Origin of the sequence: Blautia sp. AF19-13LB, assembly GCF_003479105.1 — a bacterium.
Taxonomy (GTDB): domain Bacteria; phylum Bacillota; class Clostridia; order Lachnospirales; family Lachnospiraceae; genus Fusicatenibacter; species Fusicatenibacter saccharivorans.
The window spans coordinates 44,247-63,669 of record NZ_QUGO01000005.1; the positions used below are offsets into that span (position 1 = coordinate 44,247).

Below are 19,423 nucleotides of genomic sequence, written 5' to 3' on the forward strand. Positions count from 1 at the left end.
CTTATGTTACTGAATTTATAATCCAAGCAGTTTTGCAGCAACACCGGCCAGCATTCCGAGGAACGGGTTTGTTACTGCAGTGACAACCATTGTGGTTCCGCCGACGGCTGCATTGACAGCGAAGGCAGACGGCGCATCCAGTACAACGGTTTTGAAGATACCGAGTACAAACAGGAAACCTGCGATCGAAGAAGACGGAACAAATTTTCCGATTTTCGGAAGCAGTTTCAGAAGCAGAATTACACCGATCACAACCATCATGATGACACCAGCCCATACAGCGTGCGGTGCATTGGCAGTTGCGGAAATGATTGCCTCAACCGGGGCTCCTCCGAAAAAGGAAGAAAACATATCGGCCAGGGAAGAAATCACGGTCAGGTTATCGACGTTGTAATTTCCACCGGTTGCCATTCCTGCGGTAATTCCGCCGAAGGAAATGTTGGAACCAATGTTCAGGCAGACCATACCGAGTGCGCCGAGAATTACGTTGGCATTGATTGTAAATTTCTGGCGGACAAATTTATCATCCTCTACGACAATGCTGGATTTCTCTTTGTTGAAAAATGCATTGGCAATGCAGGATGCTACAACGGAAATGACGATGGTATAAACCAGGGTATTGGCACTGGCTTTGGTAAAGTAATAGGTGATCAGTGCTGCGGCCAGGGAAACACCGCCGGAAATGGCATCACTCTTGATCATATCGATCGCGGCCTTTACCAGAATGATACCGACACCGGCCATCATTCCATAGGCAACATCCTCACCTACAAAGTTTACGATTTTTGTCAGCAGTCCAAACACTCCGATCAGAGCCATAATCACACCGCCGATAAAAATCATCGTACAGCGTTCCGAACGGTCTTTTCCAGCCGTTCCGGCGTAAGTGATCGTCTCCGCCTGGAAGGAAATTGGTGCGACACTCTGCGTAATCGTATTGCCCACCGCACCAACAAAGAATGCCAGCGCCGTCGGAACCGATGCAAATCCAAACGTCAGAGCAAGAAGACCCTGCGGCAGACCATTCAGCACAACGCCGATGATTGCCAGAAGATCTGTTAAAATGGCTTTCATACTAAATACTCCTCCTCACTATGAAATATGTCGTTTTGAAGCAAAGAAAAGTGTAGCACCAAAACCGGTCAAAGTAAACCAGATCAGTCATGAAAGGTTTTTGTCAGTGATAATAAGTCAATCTTATATACAAAATATTATTATTTCTGTGTGCTAATAAATCAAGAGGATTTTTAAATGTCTGCATAACCAATAATCAATAGTTACAAAACTGGGTGCCATTATTTGGAATTGTGCATATAGAAGCGAAGAAAAAGATTTGCTATACTAAATCTGTATGAGGGTTTTTATCACAGTTATAAGAAATGGAAAGGGGATTTTTACTTATGGCAATTACAGAGACAAAAACAAAATATGGACAGATTCATGGTGTGCAAAAAGACGGCTACACGGTATTCCGCGGCGTTCCGTACGCAAAGCCGCCGGTAGGCGAAAAACGATTCTGCCCGCCGGAAGAGCCGGCGTGCTGGGAGGGCGTTTATAAGGCGGATCATTTCGGATGCGTCTGCCCGCAGACCGAGCATGAGCCGGACTCCTTCTATGGAAAAGAGTTTTATCTCGACCCGGAATTCGGCATGAAGCAGAGTGAGGACTGTCTGTACTTAAATATCTGGACACCGGCAAATACAGTGGATGAAAAACTGCCGGTTGCTTTCTGGATTCACGGCGGCGCGTTTATGCACGGCTTCAGCCACGAATCCGAATTTGATGGATCTGCTTACTGCGAACGCGGCGTGATTCTCGTTACGATCAATTACCGTCTCGGTGCTTTCGGATTTCTGGCACATCCGTGGCTGTCCGAGGAGAGCGGTGTCGGAAGAAGCGGAAACTACGCGATTCTCGACCAGATCGCAGCACTGAAATGGGTAAAAGAAAATATCGCAGCATTCGGCGGCGACCCGGAAAATATCACCGTATTCGGCCAGTCCGCGGGATGCATGAGCGTACAGACACTCGTCAGTTCTCCGCTGACTGAAAACTGGATCAGCAAAGCCATTTTCCAGAGCGCCGGCGGCTACGACACCGGACTGAACCGCGATATGCCGCTTTCCGAGGCAGAAACCATCGGCCAGGAATTTATAGAGCTTAGCGGAGCAAAATCGCTGGAAGAACTGCGTGCGATTCCGGCTGAGAAAATTGTGGAGCTGCAGGAGGAGTTTGGCCGCGTAAATCCATCGAGAATGCTGAGCTTCGTACCGAACATCGACAATCATCTGCTGACCTGCGGCTATAACGATGCCGTAACCGAAGGAAAAATCAAGGACATCCCATATATGCTCGGATCAACCGCAGACGACATCGGCGTGTTCCCGGAGATGAAAGAAAAAGGCGAGCACGGCGGCATCTATAAGGGATGCATCAACTGGAGCATTGCGCTGGAAAAACTCGGAAGAAAACCGGCTTACGTTTACTACTTCACCCGTGCCCTGTTAGGTGACGACGCCGGAGCGTTCCATTCCTCCGAACTCTGGTACATGTTCGGAACCCTGGGCCGAAGCTGGCGCCCGAAAACCGAAGGCGACTATGCCCTCAGCAAAGAAATGATGGACGACTGGACCAATTTCATGAAAACCGGAAACCCGAACGCAGAGGGAAAAGACGACTGGAAACCATGCACAAAGGACGACCCGTATGTGCAGGTGCTGGATGTGAGAAAATAAGCAGAAGGAAATAAAAATGGCAATCGAATATAAAAGACTTACCCAAAAGGAACTGGATTTTTTCATTCAGATGAGAATCCATCAGCTTCGCGAAGAGGGGGCAAAAGAAGAAATTGATTTAGCACCTGCGTTAAAAGATTACTATGAACGTCATATGGCGGATGGTACTTTTGTATCTTGGATTGCTGTTGACGGAGAGAGCATCATCGCAACAAGTGGAATGTCATTTGTAGAAAAACCTCCATACTTTGGATGCCCGAGCGGCAGAATTGGATTACTGTCCAGTATGTTTACAGATCCGGCGTATCGAAGAAGAGGTATTGCAAAAGAATTGCTGTCCCGTGTGATAGAAGATGCAAAAGAATATGGATGCGGAACAATACAGATTACGGCATCGGATATGGGCGTTAAGTTGTATACAGATTTTGGATTTGTGCATAATGGAAATTTTATGCAGTATAAATTGTAATGTCCCTCAGAAAGAGATATTCTCTCCACTGGCTGCGATATTGGAAAAATATTCAACAAATAATAGCAAGGATTCTCTCACCTCTATAGGTGGTGAGATGAATTGCAAATAAGAAAGTTAACGGCAGTGGCGGGCGGAGAGAAATCGGTATCCCCCACTGACATGAGGCAAACCACAGTCAGCATTTTGCTGACATGTCAGACTCTGTGAAATTACCGACTGTGGATTGAAACAAAGAAAGAGGAAAAATTAGAATAAAGAAAGAGCAGCATTTTACCGACGTGTGAAAGGTAAAAATGCTGCTCTTTTTGCGTGGCAGAATCAGTCGTCCAGATCGTTGCGCTCGCGGAAGATCTGATAAATGGTGTCGATCAGTTCATCGTCATCGAGGCCTTCGAACTCGGCTTCGTTGACATCGAGATTCTCGGAAATGATGCGCAGAATGTGTACCGGTTCGTCATCGCCGCCGTCGGCCGGATAGAGAACGGCGTACTCATCCTCCTTGTATTCTACGATATCCAGAAGCTCAAAACGGACAGAATTTCCGTCCTGATCGGTAAGGACAATAAGATTGGAATCCATAATTGCAATATACTCCTTTATGTGTTATTTTTGCCGCTCAAAAACATGCAAATATAAATTTATTATACTATGAGCAATTGGATTTGAAAAGAAAAAAGTGTCTGGTGCGATACGCTTGATATTTTGCGCTGATACGGTATAATGACAACAGAGTAAAAATTGGCGGCTGTGGCCGTGCCCATGCCCGGAAAAATTGGGGGAAAGGAAGAATTTATGAATTATCAGGTATTAGATGTCAAAGTAAAAGATACAGAAGAAACTGCAAAATTATATACGTATTTTCTGGACAACTCGCGTGAGATTGCTCCGGAACGCGTGCGCCCGGTCATCGTGATCTGCCCGGGCGGCGGTTATGAATGGGTGTCCGAGCGTGAGGCAGAGCCGATTGCGCTGAAGTTTGTCGGAGCCGGTTACCACGCTGTTGTTCTGCATTACAGTGTTGCTCCGGCAGCTCACTATCCGACGGCACTCCGCCAGCTTGCCTGGACCGTTGCACATCTGCGGGAGCATGCGGCAGAATATCATATTGATCCGAACAAAGTAGTAGTAGCGGGATTTTCCGCAGGCGGCCATCTGGCAGCATCGTACGGTGTGTTCTGGAAAAAGAAAACATTCCTTGCAGAAGAACTTGGCGTAGACGCAGAGCAGCTTCGTCCGAACGGTCTGCTGTTATCCTACTCGGTTATCACATCCGGTCCGAAAGCGCACCGCGGATCCTTCACCAATCTGCTGGGAGACCGGTACGATGAGCTGGTAGACGAGATGTCTCTCGAGAATCAGGTCAGCCTCGATACGCCGAAGACCTTCCTGTGGCATACCGCGCCGGACGACTGCGTGCCGGTAGAAAACTCCATTCTGTTCTTTACTGCACTGCATGCACTGGAGATTCCGGTAGAAATGCATATTTATCCGGTCGGCGGCCACGGCCTTGGCCTTGCAAGCGAGGAGACACAGAGCTATGAATACCAGAACGCAGTACGCGAAGAGTGCCAGAGCTGGATTTCACTGGCACTGAGCTGGATGCAGCATTTATAAAAAAATATCCCAGAAGGGAGAACAAAGATGAAAGTATTAATTGTAGTAGATATGCAGAATGATTTTATCGACGGAAGTCTCGGCACGAAAGAGGCGGTCGGGATTGTTGACCGCGTTGCAGAGGTGATGGATTCGTTTGACGGAGCTGTTATCTGCACCAGAGATACCCATTTTGCGGATTATCTGGAAACGTCCGAGGGCAGAAAACTTCCGGTAGAGCATTGTATCGAAGGAACGAAGGGTCATGCACTGCAGGATACAATTCAGAAAATGGCGGAGAAAAAACAGGCCGTGGTGATGAATAAAATCACCTTCGGTGCAAAAAATCTGCCGGAGGAGATCGAAAAACTGGCAGGCGGCGTGCCGGAATTCATTGAACTCGTGGGACTCTGCACCGACATCTGCGTGATTTCCAATGCCATGCTGCTGAAAGCATTTTATCCGGAAGTGCCGATTTCTGTCGATGCATCCGCGTGCGCGGGCGTAACGCCGCAGAGTCATAAAAATGCATTGGAAGCTATGAAAATGTGCCAGATTGACATTGTAAACGAATAGACGGAAAAGAGGAAAAATTATGAGCACAACAAGATTATTTGATCAGGATGCGTACCTGGGTGAATTTGAGGCAACCGTAGAACGGAGCGTCTGCGAGGGCGGCATGTACCGCGTGCTGCTGGATCAGACCGCATTTTTCCCGGAGGGCGGCGGCCAGCCGGCAGATGAGGGAACACTGGATGGAATTTTTGTAACGGATGTACAGGAAATCGACGGCGAAATCTGGCATACCGTGGAAGCACCGCTCGAGCCGGGCAAAACGGTAGTTGGAAAACTTGACTTTGAAAAACGTTTTTCCAATATGCAGAATCACTGCGGAGAGCATATCGTGTCAGGTATCGTGCATCGGATTTACGGTTTCAACAACGTTGGATTCCATATGGGAAGTGATGTCATTACCGTTGATTTTGACGGCGTTCTGACCGAGGAGCAGCTCTACGATGTGGAGCAGGAGGCAAACGAAGCCGTGCTTCGAAATGTTCCGGTTACGATCAGTTATCCGTCAAAGGAAGAGCTGGAAACCATGGATTACCGGAGCAAAAAAGAGATCGAGGGCCAGGTGCGGATTGTGACGATCGAAGGCTGCGACAGCTGTGCGTGCTGCGGAACCCACGTTGCAAAAACAGGGGAAATCCGTCTGATCAAAATCTTAAGTGCCCAGAAATACAAAGGCGGCGTCCGCGTGACCATGCTTTCCGGTGAAAAAGCGTATGCGGATTACTGCTTAAAGCATGTGAATACGCTTGGAATCGCCCGCCTGCTTTCCGTAAAACCGGAGGAGGCCGGAGATGCCGTGGTACGGCTGAAACAGAAAAATATTGAGATGAAAAAAGAAATTAAACAGCTCAAAAAAGAACTGTATGCACTGCAGGGAGCACCGGAGGGTAAAAAATAGAATTTCCGACTGTGAAGAAACATATCATGTAAGACAGCAAAAGCAGGGAGAAAGCAAACATGGCAAAAGAGAAAGAAATTAAAACAAATGCAATGCGTATTCTGGACCGGCAGAAGGTCAAATACGAGGTTCTTCAGTACGAATGCGACGAATTTATCGATGGTCTCCATACTGCAGAAAAAACCGGTGCGCCGGTCGAGCAGTCGTTTAAGACGCTTGTGGCACAGGGAAAAAGTAAACAGTATTATGTATTAGTTCTTCCGATTGCAGAGGAAGTGGATCTGAAAAAAGCGGCAAAAGCGGTAGGGGAAAAATCCATTGAGATGATCCATGTGAAAGACATTACCGCAGTCAGCGGCTACGTCCGTGGCGGCTGCAGCCCGATCGGCATGAAAAAACAGTATCCGACAGTGATTCAGGAATGTGCGGCAGATTTTGACAAGGTTTACGTGAGCGGAGGACGAATCGGAACGACACTGTGCATGGCGCCGGAAGACCTGAAGAAGGTCAGCAGGGCGGAGTATGCGGATTTTATACAGTAACGTGTTCGAGTAAAATCGTATGAGAAGGTGGAAAAAGAAATTTGGGGATAAATTGCGGGATATGCCGTTGTTCCGCAAAATGATGTTTTTTTATATTATGCTTTTATGTATTCCGGCGGCCATCATGGGGGCGTTTTATGTTGGCACGCTGGTAAAAAGGCTGGATGGGGAATATGACAAAAGCAAGGCAGAAGTACTGGAACAGGCATGCCTTGCTGTTGATCATATTTCATCGCAGGTGGAATACTGCAGGAATTCGTTTCAGTACAATTCCATGTTTTTGCAATACGTCAGCAGCTATGATCTGACTACCGGAGAAGGTGTACAGATGTGGCTGCAATACGTAAAACCGGCATTTGACCAGATAAAAACGGCCAATCCAGGTTTTACAAATATCTGTGTATGGCGCGGTGAGACAAAAGAAAGCAACGATCCGCGGTATGTCTTAAATGCAGAGGAGAATGAGGAGCTGGACCAGAATCTTCCGATGAAGTATACCTCTAAACAACTTGTGTTTGAAACGGAAGAGGAGAACATAGTATGTCGGATTTATCAGGAGTTGTATAATGTGAATGGATTTCACGGGATCGGCTATGTGGAAGTCGATTGCGATTTTAATACGCTGTTCGGAACCATGCGTTTTGTAGGAGACAAAGAACTGCTGTTGCTGACGTATGGAGAGCAGACCTGGCGGGTCTGCGAGAAAGACGGAGCTATATATTTATGTGAAGCACCAGAAGAGGACACAGTGTTTCAAAATCATGCATCGAGAAAACTGGAGAAACTGGATGTAACAATGGATTACTATTATCCTAATTTGTCCGTGCTGGGAAATTCTTCGCTGTGGAATGGTGTGATTGCAGCGCTGCTACTGTTTGCATTTTTTTCTATTGTCTATTATATTTTCTATATTTCCATCACAAAGCGAATCACGCGTTTTTCCGAACATATGCAGCAGTCAGAAGGAAAAAAGATGGAACTGTATCAGGAAAACGGCAGCCGGGATGAAATTGGTGCGATGATCCACAGCTATAATGAGACCGCAAGCCGTGTCAATGCACTGAACGAAGAGGTCATCCAGAAAGTGCGCCTTGCAAATCACGCCCGCTATTATGCGATGCAGTCTCAGATTCAGCCGCATTTTCTGTATAATACCCTGGAAAATATTGACATGCTGGTAGAACTCGGAGAAAATGAAAAGGCATCGAGGATGATGAATCTGTTTGGGAAAATTCTTCGCTATAACCTGTCGTATCAGCGGAAAATGATTACGGTGGAAAAAGAGATTCAGCATGCGGAGGATTATCTGAAATTGTATTCCTACCGAATGCGGGACGATTTTGAGTATCGGGTGGAAATGGAGCCGACCTGTGCGGAAGTGGAATGTCCATATTGTATGATGCAGCCGGTGGTGGAAAACTGTTTTAAGCATGCTTTCCGCTATCAGGACCGTGTACTCTGGGTTCATATTCATGCATGGTGTGAAAATGGATATGTGATTATCGACGTAGAGGACAACGGGACGGGAATCACAGCAGAGCGCCTGGAAGAGATCCATCGGCGGCTTGCCGGGAAAGCGGAGGAAACCGAAGAAAAAGAGAGCACTTCCGTAGGACTGTATAATGTCAATGAGCGCGTTCAGTTGCTGTGTGGCCTTGGTTCCGGTATCTTTGTGGAACCGCTGGATCAAGGCTGCCGTGTACGGCTGAAAATCAATATGTATCCAAAGGGGGCGGAGCGAAACGGCAATGAAAATACTGATCGTAGATGATGAACGTCTGATTCTGATGGGGCTGAAAGCTGTGATCGGGAAAATTGAGGATTTATCCTGTGAAGTGCAGACGGCGATGAGCGGAGAACAGGCGGCGCTGCTGCTGGAAGAAAATCCCGTGGATCTGATGATTACGGATGTGGAAATGCCGGGCATGTCCGGTCTGGATCTGGTTGAAAAGGCAAAGAATAAAGGCTGGTGTCGTCATTTTATGATTTTGTCCGGCTATGATAAGTTTGAATATGCAAGACGGGCCCTTCGACTGGATGCGGCAGATTATCTGTTGAAACCGGTAGACAAGGAAGAACTGAGACGGGATATCTGCCGGATAGCCAGAGAATTGGAAGATGAGGGAAAGAAAGAGCCAAATCTTTTGAAGGAGTATGAATGCTATTTTCCGCATTTGAAGGAAGGTCAGATTCCGGGACCACTGCAGAGAAGTGTTCAGTTTATCCGGGAAAATTATCAGGATGCCATTTCACTTTCCATGCTGGCAGAGCACACAGGAAAAACAGAAAGTTATCTGAGCAGCCTTTTTAAAAAAGAATGGGATACGACATTTCTTGAAATTGTAAATGAAATGCGGCTGCAGCAGGCAATTTACATGCTGCTGTACGAGCCATCCATTTCGGTGCAGGACATTGCCGGGAAAGTGGGATATAAAACAGAACGACAGTTGTATCGGCTGATTAAAAATAAGCTTGAAATCACTCCTCAGCAGCTTCGAAATGGAGAAAATAAAATAGAATAAAAAAATGCAAAGAAAAAGCTCCGCGTGAGAAAAAATTCTGACGCGGAGCTTTTTTCTGCTTGCACATAGCTGTGATTTGTGAAAATTGCAAGAAAGAGAAGAAGAAACGACAGGAAACCGCAAGAAATGACATAAAATATAAAAATCGGACAGTGTAAAAATAAAAACAAATCCTGTATTCTTTAAGTATCAAAAAGAAGTACCGCAGCCGGAACGGAACAGGCGGTGGAAATTTGAGAAAGAAGGTACAATATGAAAGAAGGGAAGAAAAAGAACAAAGAGAGTGTATGGCAAGTGTTCTGGAAGCAACGGTATCTGCAGATGTTCGTTTTGCTGGGGGTCGTTTACGTGCTGATTTTCAACTATGCTCCGATGGTGGGGCTGATTATCGGCTTCAAAGATTACAAGATCACCGGCGGACTGAAAGGAATGTTTACAAGTCAATGGGTGGGTCTGAAATATTTCAAAGAATTTTTTACGGAATATAAATTTCCGGAGCTGATGCGGAACACGTTGGTACTCAGTATCCTGAAGCTGATCTTCAGTTTTCCCATTCCGATCTTGTTTGCTGTGCTTTTAAATGAGGTACGGAATAAGGCAGCGAAAAAGTTTATCCAGACAGTGAGCTATCTTCCATACTTTATTTCCTGGGTTATTGTAGCAGGTATGCTTCGAATCCTGGCATCGGACACAGGAGTCATCAACAATGTGCTGATGGCGCTGCATCTGACAAAACAGCCGCTGGAAATTCTGACCAGTCCGAAGTATTTTACTGCAATGGCGGTTCTGACGGCCATCTGGAAAGATACTGGCTGGTGGGCAATCGTATTTCTCGCAGCGATTACCGGAATCGATCCATCATTGTATGAGGCAGCCGAGATGGATGGAGCAACCCGTACACAACGGATACGTTACATTACACTTCCCTGCATCGCAGGAACGATCACGGTGGTTCTGATTATGGCGCTCGGCAACCTGCTCGGCGGAGGACTCAGCGGTTCCAACTTTGAACAGTGCTATCTGCTTGGGAATCAGGGAAATATGGAAGTGTCGGATATCATTCAGACATATGTTATGAGAACAGGACTTTCTAACGGACGATATTCCTACGCGACTGCCGTTGGCATGTTCCAGTCGGTGATTTCTGTAACGCTGGTTTTCATCAGCAACTTTATATCAAAACGAGTTTCCGGAAACGGATTATTCTAGTTGAGGTGAACGTATGGAAAAGAAAAAACAAAGAAAAAGAAGTAAGGGAGATATCGGATTTGATATTTTTGTAGCGATTGTCATGATCATCATGGTTCTGATTTGTATCTACCCGTTTTATCTTGCAGTCATCATGTCCTTCAACGAGGGACTGGATGCACAGCGAGGCGGGATTTATCTGCTGCCGAGAATATTTACACTCGAAAATTATGCAAAGCTGTTCCGCGATGGACAGTGGGGACAGGCATTTGCGGTTACCCTGGCACGTACGGTGCTTGGAACTTTCATGACCGTATTTTTCACCCTGATTGTAAGTTACGGCCTGAGTTTTCAGGAACTGGTATTCCGAAAAGTTTATTACAGCATTTTTATTTTTGCCATGTATTTTTCCGGTGGAGTCATTCCATATTACATTCTGCTTCGTACTCTGCATCTGTTAAATACGTTCTGGGTGTACGTGGTACCGGGATGTCTGAGCCTGTTTTACCTGATTGTCGCGGTATCGTTCTTCCAGGATATTCCCAAAGAACTACGTGAGTCGGCAAGGCTGGACGGGGCAGGCGAATTCACGATTTTCCGAAAGATTATCCTTCCCATCTGTAAACCATTGATGGCAACGATTTCCATCTTTACAGCGGTTGGCCACTGGAATTCTTGGTATGAGTCCGCATTCTTTATTCCAAACAATAAAGGACTTCGTACAGTAGGATATCTGATGATTTCCGTCATCAACAGCTCCCGTGCTTCGGGAAATGCAGCAGATGCGGCGATGCAGGCAGCTGCAAAGACGACAACACTGTCCATTCAGCTTGCGGCAATGGTTGTGGCGGTCGTTCCAATTCTTTGTATCTATCCGTTCTTTCAACGGTATTTCGTTACCGGAATGACAGTCGGAGCAGTGAAATCATAAGAACTATGACCTGTTTCAGGACGGGTGTAGATAACGATTCATCTATTTTAAGTAAAGGAGAGAAAAGCGAATGAAAGAGATGAAAAAAATCACAGCAGCATGTCTCGCAGCAATTCTGGCAGCAGGAAGTATGGCAGGATGTGGTTCGGACGGACAGAGTTCGGACAGACAGAGTTCGGACAGCAAATCCGGTTCGGAAACCGGAGGCACAACAGGATCAACCACAACGGTTGACCCGGATAACCCGTGGATGATTGGCGATCCAGATGATCCGATTGAACTTACCGTATTTTTAAATCATACCTGGTACAGTACGGAAAGCTTTACGGGTGTTATTCCAGATGAGATCACAAAGCGAACCGGTATTCGTCTCGTGCCGACAAAAGCAACGGATTATACACAGCTCGGTGTTATGGCGTCTTCCGGAGAACTTCCGGATCTCGTTTTCACAAGCCAGATGCTCGATACCTTATCCGACCCGGATATCAGCTATTCGTATGATGAGCTAATCGAAAAATACAACGTGGACTGGGATGTGGACAATTCTCATATCGTCAACGCAAAGGCATTCTCACAGGATGACCATTATTACTTTGTATTTTCTCATGCATCCTCGAATGAAGACTGGCAGAATACGAGGGCCGTTCCGATGGTTGCAAGCATCGATTATCGAAAAGACATGCTGGATGAACTGGGCATGGATGAGCCGACCAATCTGGATGAACTGGAAGATGTATTTGAGGCTGTCAAACAGAAATGGCCGGAGGTGACACCTCTTGTATTTGCAGTGACAACCTGGACGTTGGATCCATTCAAAACATATAATGGCTGTACTTTACAGAATTATGCACTGAATGATGACGGAACCTATTCCATCACAGCCAAAACAGAAGCGTTCAAAAAATATCTGAAATACTGCAACGATCTGTATCAGAAAGGCTATATCAACGCAGATAACTTCTCCTGGGAGTCTGCGGATGCACAGTCAGCAATGTCCAGCGGAAAAGCCTTCGCAAGAGTTGGAAATACACAGGGAACTGCTTCGGATATTCTGACAGGACTGAAGGATATTGAGCCAGATGCAGAGATTTATCAGATGAAACCGCTCTCGGATGATAAACTGATCAACTCTGAAATTGGCTGGTGCGGAACCTTTATTACCAAAAACAATAAGAACCCAGAAGCCTCCATTCGTCTGATGAAGTTCCTGTTTTCAGATGAAGGACAGAAACTGACACAGTGGGGACGTGAAGGTATCGACTATACATTAAATGACAAAGGTCTGCCAGAGTTCAGCGAGGACTGGCAGAAATCGATTGATGATAACACTAACACAGATTTGTACAATACCAACTTCTACTTCGGCGGTTCCAAGATTCTGGAAGCAGAGTCCCGTTGTGCAGTTCAGCCGGAGCAGTATCAGGAAAGTAACGATGCAATCCGTGAAACGTATGACAATGAGGAGTGGTTTGTTTATGCAGCTCCGAAGGAATCTGACGGCGACTGGAAGGTTCTGGAGAATAAGATGACAGACTACATCAAGACGGGCCAAGCAAAAGTCATTCTTTCCGCAGATGATGCAGAGTTTGATGCGAATTATCAGGAATTCATCGATCAGCTTGATGCTATGAATGTAGATTCCCTGGCAGAATGGATGACTCCAAGATTACAGGAAGCAGAGAAACTGTTCCGTCCGGATGGAAATTAAAAAAACAGGAAAAAGCAAAAGGTAAAGCGGGCCGGGAAGAAAGAAAACAGGTTTCCCGGCCTGTTCTGAAAAGGCAGGTCAAACTGGACGGTTCCGTGATCTGAGAAAAGCTGGAACGTCAGATGGAGGAAAAATCAAGATGAAAAAAGATTCCAGATCGCTCTTCCAGAATATTCTTGCCATCGCGGTGCCGCTTGGATTGCAGAGTATGCTGGGTTTTCTGGTCAACCTGGTTGACACAGTTATGGTGGGAAAACTTGGCACAGTTGCTCTGGCGGGAGTATCTCAGGCGAACCAGATTTTCTTTCTTGTGGCGATGACAGTCCCGGGAATTGCGGCGGGAGCCAGTGTTCTGATTTCCCAGGCGTGGGGAAAGGGAGATATCGAACGGATCCATAAGGTTCTGGCATACGCCTATCGCACAGCACTTGTGTTTGTCGTGATTTTGATGTTTGTTGTCATTGCATTTCCAAAACAGGTGATGAGCATCTATACACCGGAAGAAGAAACCATCCGAATAGGAAGTGAATATTTAAGGGTTATTGTGTGGTCGTACTTTTTTTATACGATTACGAATATTACAACAGGTGTTCTCCGTTCTGTAAGGACGGTAAATATCTGCCTGTATTCTGCGATTGTCAGCCTGATTTTAAATATCTCCGGAAACTATCTTCTGATTGAGGGGCATCTGGGATTTCCGGCTCTTGGGGTGACAGGAGCGGCGATTGCAACACTGGCTGCGCGTATCGGAGAATTCATTCTGATTGTATGGTATGTTTATCGGAAAGAGGATAAAATCAGAATCCGCGTGCAAAAAATGCTGCATGTAGACAAAAAACTTGCAAACGTGTTTTTTTCGACCGGTATTCCTGTCATCTGCAATGAGATGTTCTGGGGACTCGGCGTTTCTGCACAGGCAATCGTACTGGGCAGGCTTGGCAACGAAGTTGTTTCTGCGAACAGTGTAGCGGGTTCCGTCACACAGCTGACAAGTGTACTCTGCCAGGGACTCTCGGCGGCAGCATGCGTCATCATCGGAAATACCATCGGAGCAGAAAAATATGAGGAAATTCTGCCGCTGAAAAAGACGTTTCAACGGATTGCCGTTTTCATGGGTCTGATATGCAGTGCGCTTACACTGGTGGCTATACCGCTGGTTCCGGGAATTTACCACATCAAGGGAGAAACGATGGCATACTGCCGGCAGCTGATGTATGTGATGGCATTTATTCTTCCCTTTATGGAACTTCAGTCGATGAACATGATGGGGCTTCTCCGTGGGGGCGGAGATGTAAAATTCCAGATGGCAAACGATCTGATTTTCCTGTGGGGAGTTACCGTGCCGATGGGCTTTGTGATGGCATTTCTCGTGAAAGCACCGGTGATGGCTGTATATGCAACGTTGAAGTGTGATCAGGTCATTAAAGTATTTACAAGCGAATGGCGGCTGCGGAGCGGAAAATGGATTCATAATGTAAATGAAAAATGAGAAGAGGCAGACATATGGGAAACTGTATTGCCGTCGATATCGGCGGAACAAAAATGCTGGTTGCGGAGGTGCGGGAAGACGGAACTATTGTAAATAAACTCCGTTTTGCCACAGGAGCGATCAGCAAAGAGGAAAAAGTAAAAAAACTGGTGGAAGGTGTCCGATGTTATGAACGTGAAATCGGATGGGAACACCGGATACGTCCGAAAAAAATGGGTATCGGCATCAACGATAACATCGATCCGCATGGGGGTGTCTGGATCGGTTATGATGACAAAGAGCCGATTGCATTGAGAAAACGAATCGAAAAAGAATTTGACGTAGTCTGCCATGTGGACAACGATGTCAAATGCACTGTCATTGCAGAAAATGAATTTGGAGAAGGAAAACGCTGCAGAAACATGATATATCTGAACATTGGTACGGGTCTTGCAGCCGGAATGATTGTAAACGGACTTCTGGTGCGCGGCTCAGACGAGTGGGCAGGAGAAGTGGGATTTATGAATTTCACAGGGGGAAAGGGAGAACGTGTAGAGATGCTTGCATCGGGCATGGCACTGATGGCACAGGCAAAAAAGATGATTTCAGAGTATCCGGATTCCATTCTGAGAGAAAAACTGACAGAAACGGTGACCGGATGGGATGTGATCGAAGCAGCAGACAAGGGAGACCAGATGGCAGTGCGGATTCTGGATGAACTTGTTGCCATGAATGCACTGATGATTTCCAATCTGACGTGCGTGCTTTCGCCGGAAATTGTGATCCTTGGGGGAGGACTGATTTCCGGGGAAGGTCATCTGGCGGAACGGATTGTAGAGAACGTAACGGAAAAAGCAAAATCACATCTGGAGCGCGGAATCAAAATCAGCGGACTGGATCCGGCGTATGCAGGGCTTATGGGGGCTGCAGCAATCGGACTTGGATTTCAGGGAAAATACGATAACGAAAACATGAATGAAAAGGAGAAAAAATCATGGTGACATTAATGGATTGCATCAAGAGAATTCCTTCCTGTATCGAGTATATTCTGGAGAAACAGGATGAAGCGTTTTCGCCGATGGAGGCTTATGTAAAAGATCATCTCAGTACAATCGATGAAATCGTTTTTATCGGTTCAGGAACTTCCAACACGGTTGCGATGACATCACAGGTATTTGTGGAGAAGGCCTCCGGCATTCGCACGAAAGTCGTATATCCAAACGATTATATTGAAGAAGGCCGTGTATATAATCCGCACGCACTGCATGTCTTTACCTCGCAGACTGGTTCATCCAAAGTGGTATGTGAAGTGATGAAAAAAATGACGGAACTTGGATATCTGTGCATGAGTTTTACCGAAGGACCGAAGACGATGCTGGCAGAAATTTCGCCATGCCATGTCTGCCTGAACTGTGGACTGGAGGAGTATGGACAGAGAACGATCGGCTATACAACAAGCGTGTTGAACCATATGTTGATGGGTCTGAAGCTTGGTCTGATGCGCGGCCATCTGACGAAAGAACAGTATGACAATTACCAGTGGGATGTGGCAAAAGTGCCGGACAGTCACAGAGCAATTACAGAGCAGGCATATACCTGGTTCGAAGCAAGAAAACGTCAGTTGATGCGTTCACGCTGCATTGTGTTTACAGGAGCAGGGAGTCTGTATGGTGTTTCACTTGAGGCTGCTGTAAAATTCTGGGAGATGCCGCAGGTTATTTCCATCGGTTATGAGCTGGAAGAGGGCATGCATGGACCGAATTATGGATATGATTACAATCATTGCGTGATCGTTTTAAATGATGGCGGAAAGGAATCGGAAAAAGCAAAATCGTTGGCTCGTTTCATGAAAGAAGTAAATCATAATGGACTGATGATCGGAACAGAGACGGTAGATGAGAGTGATCTGAAGCTGGATATCCGCGGAGGTGAGTTTGCATGTCTCGAATTTTCAGCAGTGCCGCAGGTAATGGCATATTATCTGACCGAGGACGGCGGAAGAGATCTGACGAAACCAAACGATCGTCTGAAAGTTATGGGAAGTTATTTCAGAACACACAGCGAAAAAGAGGAGGCATAATTCTGTGAAAGAAACATTTCGAAAGGAACTGATCCAGACAGGTTACGTCCACTCGCCGCTTCCGCTGCATCAGGAAAAATCACTGGAAAGAGAACGGGAAGAAAAGCCTATTCTTGCAAAAAAGGTGATCTGGGACGGCACACAGAAACTTCCGGAACACAGTGGAAGAGGAGCCGTTGCCGGACGGGACGGAATGGGAAGCAGAGGCGGTAAAACGATTTATGTTACGCTGCCGACTGCAAGAAAAACAGACAGTCACAGCCAGGAAAAAGCGCAGGATGATTTTCGCTGTGTGATCCGTTTTCCGTTTGCAGGAGAAAACTGGGAGCGTTATAACCGTCTGTATTTCCGGGTAAAACCGGAGTGCATGGGCGGTCACAGTATTCACTTTCGTATCCATATTAAAAACGAGGGAAAATTCCCGATTCCGGATCCGTATTTCCGAGAGGGACAGCATCTAGTGAACCTGGTGAACCATGAGTGGAATCAGGTAATCTGGGAATTTGCACAGCTGCCGCGGGATGTGATCACCGAGATTTCTATCGTCATTGATGCAGACGGAAAAGATACTTCAACCGGACCGGAAGCAGCCTTTGATTTCGAGAATTTTGAATTACAGAGAGTAGAAAAGGCGGAAAAGGAAAAAGGTTGGGAGTGTGAGACGGATCATATTTCGTATTCCACTTCCGGCTATCAGAAAAACGGTAAAAAGACAGCAATTGCCAATACCGGAAAGAAGAGCTTCTGTGTGCTGGATGCAGCGGGAAATGAGGTTTTAAGTAAACCGGTTGTTGTACAGAAAGACCGTTATGGCACCTTTGAGATTCTTGAATTTAGTGAAATTATAAAGCCGGGATTTTATCGGCTGCAGATTGGTGAACTTCTGAGTGATCCATTTGAAATCGGAGAGAAGGTGATGGAAGATGCGATATGGAAGGCACTGAACTTTATCTTCTGTGAGCGCTGTGGCTGCCCGGTGCCGAATAAGCATGGAAAGTGTCACACTGATGTCATTTGTGAGCACAACGGCGCGATTCTTTCGTTTGGCGGAGGCTGGCACGATGCGGGCGATATGTCACAACAGATGCTTCAGACTGCGGAAGTAGCGCAGGAAATTCTGGAGTTGGCGAGCCGTGTGAAAGATGATCCGCTTCTATATCACCGCCTGATGGAAGAGGGACTCTGGGGTTTGGAATTTACGTTAAAAAGCCGTTTTGGAGATGGATTTCGTGCGAGCAGTGTCGGACTTGGAATCTGGACAGAAGGTTTGATTGGAGATGGTGATGATGTTAAAACAAGAGTGCATAATCAGGCATTCCAGAACTTTTTCTGTGCGGCAGTGGAGGCACAGGCAGGTCTTGTCTTAAAAGAGTTCGATCGGGATCTGGGTTGGAAGTGCGTAGAAACGGCGAAAGAAGATTTCCGCTTTGCAAAGCAGCGTTTTTTGGAAAAGGGAATGGAAAAGCCGATTATGTGGGAGCATACGTTGAACAGTGGAAAATCCCAGTATTATGCGGCGGCTGTGTGGGCGGCAGCTTCGATCTGTGCGAATGAGCCATCGGAAGAGTTTGAAAAAGAGGCAAAAAAATTTGGCGCGAAACTGCTGGCATGCCAGGAGACCGAAACAGATGGGGTTCCAATGAAGGGATTCTTCTATCGTGATGAGAGCCACAAAGCAATCGTGCATTTCACGCATCAGGGAAGAGATCATTCCTTTGTTCAGGCGATTGAGATGCTTTGCCGTGCATTTCCGGAGGCAGAAGAAAAACCGGCATGGGAGAAGAGTCTGCGGCTGTATGGCGATTATCTGAAAGGTTTGTATGCGATGGCAACACCGTACGGTATGATCCCTGCTGGTATTCATCATATGTCAGAGACAGAAGATAAAGAGACGTTTGAACTGCTGCATCTCCTGGTAGAATTTGAAAAGGAAAAAGAAAATTATGCGAAGCAGCTGAAAAACGGAATTGTTCTCGGCAATGATTACTATGTCAGAATGTTCCCGGTATGGTTTTCTTTCCGCGGAAATTCAGCAATTATGCTCGGAATGGGTAAGGCAGCCGGTATCGTGGGAAGATATTTTGGTGATGAAAAACTAAAAGAAATTGCCCGCGAACAGCTCTACTGGATGTCGGGGAAAAATCCGTTCTGCCAGTCGCTGATTTACGGTGAAGGAGCACGGTATTCGCAGCAGGATGCGAATTATCCGGGTGAAATGACAGGTGAAATGCCGGTTGGCATTGAAACACTGGAAAATGAGGACGAGCCGTACTGGCCGTCTGGAAATAACGCCACGTATAAAGAAGTATGGCTGACACCGGCCGGACGGTGGCTGTCGATTATTGCGGAGCTGTATCCGGAAATTTAAAGTAAAGATGTTTCTCGTGCAGGATTTTGCCCCTGTGCGTGAACATGAATTTTATGCTAATCTCCTTTCGAAAAAGCACGTCGGAATTTTTCGGCGTGCTTTTTGCACATCGTTTTAGCCTGAAAAATTATAGCCAAAAAGCAGTGCAGAAATTGCGATACGATTCTACGAATCCGTGAAAATCGAAAAACCTTTCACGCAACTTTTCAAATCGGCGTGAGAAATTTTCCTCGCATTTTTGGAGGCAATTCACAAACCGGAAAAAGTTATCGAAAACCGCTGGACAAATCGAAAAGAGGCAACTATAATGACCTCACAATCAAGTTGACCCAAACGAAACAGGAG

17 protein-coding genes are annotated in these 19,423 nt (G+C 46.3%); 15 read left to right on the forward strand and 2 right to left on the reverse strand.

Annotation, left to right across the window (positions count from 1 at the left end):
- Positions 1 to 15: 15 nt before the first annotated feature.
- Entirely contained in the window at positions 16 to 1,074 is a 1,059-nt protein-coding gene (locus DWX32_RS06525; RefSeq protein WP_117761904.1) for a benzoate/H(+) symporter BenE family transporter, read from the reverse strand.
- 326 nt (positions 1,075 to 1,400) lie between these two features.
- Between DWX32_RS06525 and DWX32_RS06530 the strand changes: the two genes are divergently transcribed.
- Complete coding sequence (locus DWX32_RS06530; RefSeq protein WP_117761905.1) at positions 1,401 to 2,735, forward strand: carboxylesterase/lipase family protein; 1,335 nt, start codon at positions 1,401 to 1,403, stop codon at positions 2,733 to 2,735.
- Between the two features lie 16 nt (positions 2,736 to 2,751).
- The gene (locus DWX32_RS06535; protein WP_117761906.1) at positions 2,752 to 3,204 is read left to right on the forward strand and encodes a GNAT family N-acetyltransferase; all 453 of its coding nucleotides are present in this window, start codon (positions 2,752 to 2,754) and stop codon (positions 3,202 to 3,204) included.
- 321 nt (positions 3,205 to 3,525) lie between these two features.
- Here the strand turns inward: DWX32_RS06535 and DWX32_RS06540 are convergent, their stop codons facing one another.
- A complete protein-coding gene (locus tag DWX32_RS06540) occupies positions 3,526 to 3,786 on the reverse strand; it encodes a DUF1292 domain-containing protein (RefSeq protein WP_022461956.1) in 261 nt (86 codons plus the stop codon).
- Between the two features lie 213 nt (positions 3,787 to 3,999).
- On the opposite strand from DWX32_RS06540, the gene DWX32_RS06545 reads away from it, so the two are divergent.
- The 13 genes from DWX32_RS06545 (at position 4,000) to DWX32_RS06605 (ending at position 19,078) form a co-directional block, all read left to right on the forward strand.
- Entirely contained in the window at positions 4,000 to 4,821 is an 822-nt protein-coding gene (locus DWX32_RS06545) for an alpha/beta hydrolase (RefSeq protein WP_117761907.1), read from the forward strand.
- A 27-nt stretch (positions 4,822 to 4,848) separates the two neighbouring features.
- The gene (locus DWX32_RS06550; RefSeq protein WP_117509965.1) at positions 4,849 to 5,376 is read left to right on the forward strand and encodes a cysteine hydrolase family protein; all 528 of its coding nucleotides are present in this window, start codon (positions 4,849 to 4,851) and stop codon (positions 5,374 to 5,376) included.
- A 19-nt stretch (positions 5,377 to 5,395) separates the two neighbouring features.
- The gene (locus DWX32_RS06555; RefSeq protein WP_117761908.1) at positions 5,396 to 6,271 is read left to right on the forward strand and encodes an alanyl-tRNA editing protein; all 876 of its coding nucleotides are present in this window, start codon (positions 5,396 to 5,398) and stop codon (positions 6,269 to 6,271) included.
- Between the two features lie 59 nt (positions 6,272 to 6,330).
- The gene (gene ybaK / locus DWX32_RS06560; protein WP_117761909.1) at positions 6,331 to 6,813 is read left to right on the forward strand and encodes a Cys-tRNA(Pro) deacylase; all 483 of its coding nucleotides are present in this window, start codon (positions 6,331 to 6,333) and stop codon (positions 6,811 to 6,813) included.
- 124 nt (positions 6,814 to 6,937) lie between these two features.
- A complete protein-coding gene (locus tag DWX32_RS06565) occupies positions 6,938 to 8,584 on the forward strand; it encodes a sensor histidine kinase (protein WP_158568575.1) in 1,647 nt (548 codons plus the stop codon).
- Positions 8,562 to 9,335, forward strand: a complete 774-nt coding sequence (locus DWX32_RS06570; RefSeq protein WP_117761911.1) for a response regulator transcription factor — start codon at positions 8,562 to 8,564, stop codon at positions 9,333 to 9,335. Before DWX32_RS06565 ends, DWX32_RS06570 begins: the two co-directional genes overlap by 23 nt.
- 252 nt (positions 9,336 to 9,587) lie before the next feature.
- Entirely contained in the window at positions 9,588 to 10,544 is a 957-nt protein-coding gene (locus DWX32_RS06575; RefSeq protein WP_117761912.1) for an ABC transporter permease, read from the forward strand.
- A gap of 13 nt (positions 10,545 to 10,557) precedes the next feature.
- On the forward strand, positions 10,558 to 11,454 hold the full coding sequence (locus DWX32_RS06580) for a carbohydrate ABC transporter permease (protein ID WP_117761913.1): 897 nt from the start codon (positions 10,558 to 10,560) through the stop codon (positions 11,452 to 11,454).
- Between the two features lie 70 nt (positions 11,455 to 11,524).
- Positions 11,525 to 13,162 carry an extracellular solute-binding protein gene (locus DWX32_RS06585; protein WP_117761914.1) on the forward strand — a complete coding sequence of 546 codons (1,638 nt, stop codon included), beginning with the start codon at positions 11,525 to 11,527 and terminating at the stop codon, positions 13,160 to 13,162.
- 139 nt (positions 13,163 to 13,301) lie between these two features.
- Positions 13,302 to 14,651 (forward strand): MATE family efflux transporter, encoded by a 1,350-nt coding sequence (locus tag DWX32_RS06590; RefSeq protein ID WP_117761915.1) that lies wholly within the window; start codon positions 13,302 to 13,304, stop codon positions 14,649 to 14,651.
- A gap of 14 nt (positions 14,652 to 14,665) precedes the next feature.
- Entirely contained in the window at positions 14,666 to 15,631 is a 966-nt protein-coding gene (locus tag DWX32_RS06595) for an ROK family protein (RefSeq protein WP_158568576.1), read from the forward strand.
- Entirely contained in the window at positions 15,625 to 16,710 is a 1,086-nt protein-coding gene (locus DWX32_RS06600; RefSeq protein WP_117761917.1) for an SIS domain-containing protein, read from the forward strand. Before DWX32_RS06595 ends, DWX32_RS06600 begins: the two co-directional genes overlap by 7 nt.
- 4 nt (positions 16,711 to 16,714) lie before the next feature.
- Entirely contained in the window at positions 16,715 to 19,078 is a 2,364-nt protein-coding gene (locus tag DWX32_RS06605) for a glycoside hydrolase family 9 protein (protein ID WP_117761918.1), read from the forward strand.
- Positions 19,079 to 19,423: the final 345 nt, after the last annotated feature.

Bases quoted from the DNA above. Each gene is read 5' to 3' on its own strand.
- DWX32_RS06525 (WP_117761904.1), bottom strand. From the start codon at position 1,074: ATGAAAGCCATTTTAACAGATCTTCTGGCAATCATCGGCGTTGTGCTG.
- DWX32_RS06530 (WP_117761905.1), top strand. From the start codon at position 1,401: ATGGCAATTACAGAGACAAAAACAAAATATGGACAGATTCATGGTGTG.
- DWX32_RS06535 (WP_117761906.1), top strand. From the start codon at position 2,752: ATGGCAATCGAATATAAAAGACTTACCCAAAAGGAACTGGATTTTTTC.
- DWX32_RS06540 (WP_022461956.1), bottom strand. From the start codon at position 3,786: ATGGATTCCAATCTTATTGTCCTTACCGATCAGGACGGAAATTCTGTC.
- DWX32_RS06545 (WP_117761907.1), top strand. From the start codon at position 4,000: ATGAATTATCAGGTATTAGATGTCAAAGTAAAAGATACAGAAGAAACT.
- DWX32_RS06550 (WP_117509965.1), top strand. From the start codon at position 4,849: ATGAAAGTATTAATTGTAGTAGATATGCAGAATGATTTTATCGACGGA.
- DWX32_RS06555 (WP_117761908.1), top strand. From the start codon at position 5,396: ATGAGCACAACAAGATTATTTGATCAGGATGCGTACCTGGGTGAATTT.
- ybaK (WP_117761909.1), top strand. From the start codon at position 6,331: ATGGCAAAAGAGAAAGAAATTAAAACAAATGCAATGCGTATTCTGGAC.
- DWX32_RS06565 (WP_158568575.1), top strand. From the start codon at position 6,938: ATGGGGGCGTTTTATGTTGGCACGCTGGTAAAAAGGCTGGATGGGGAA.
- DWX32_RS06570 (WP_117761911.1), top strand. From the start codon at position 8,562: ATGAAAATACTGATCGTAGATGATGAACGTCTGATTCTGATGGGGCTG.
- DWX32_RS06575 (WP_117761912.1), top strand. From the start codon at position 9,588: ATGAAAGAAGGGAAGAAAAAGAACAAAGAGAGTGTATGGCAAGTGTTC.
- DWX32_RS06580 (WP_117761913.1), top strand. From the start codon at position 10,558: ATGGAAAAGAAAAAACAAAGAAAAAGAAGTAAGGGAGATATCGGATTT.
- DWX32_RS06585 (WP_117761914.1), top strand. From the start codon at position 11,525: ATGAAAGAGATGAAAAAAATCACAGCAGCATGTCTCGCAGCAATTCTG.
- DWX32_RS06590 (WP_117761915.1), top strand. From the start codon at position 13,302: ATGAAAAAAGATTCCAGATCGCTCTTCCAGAATATTCTTGCCATCGCG.
- DWX32_RS06595 (WP_158568576.1), top strand. From the start codon at position 14,666: ATGGGAAACTGTATTGCCGTCGATATCGGCGGAACAAAAATGCTGGTT.
- DWX32_RS06600 (WP_117761917.1), top strand. From the start codon at position 15,625: ATGGTGACATTAATGGATTGCATCAAGAGAATTCCTTCCTGTATCGAG.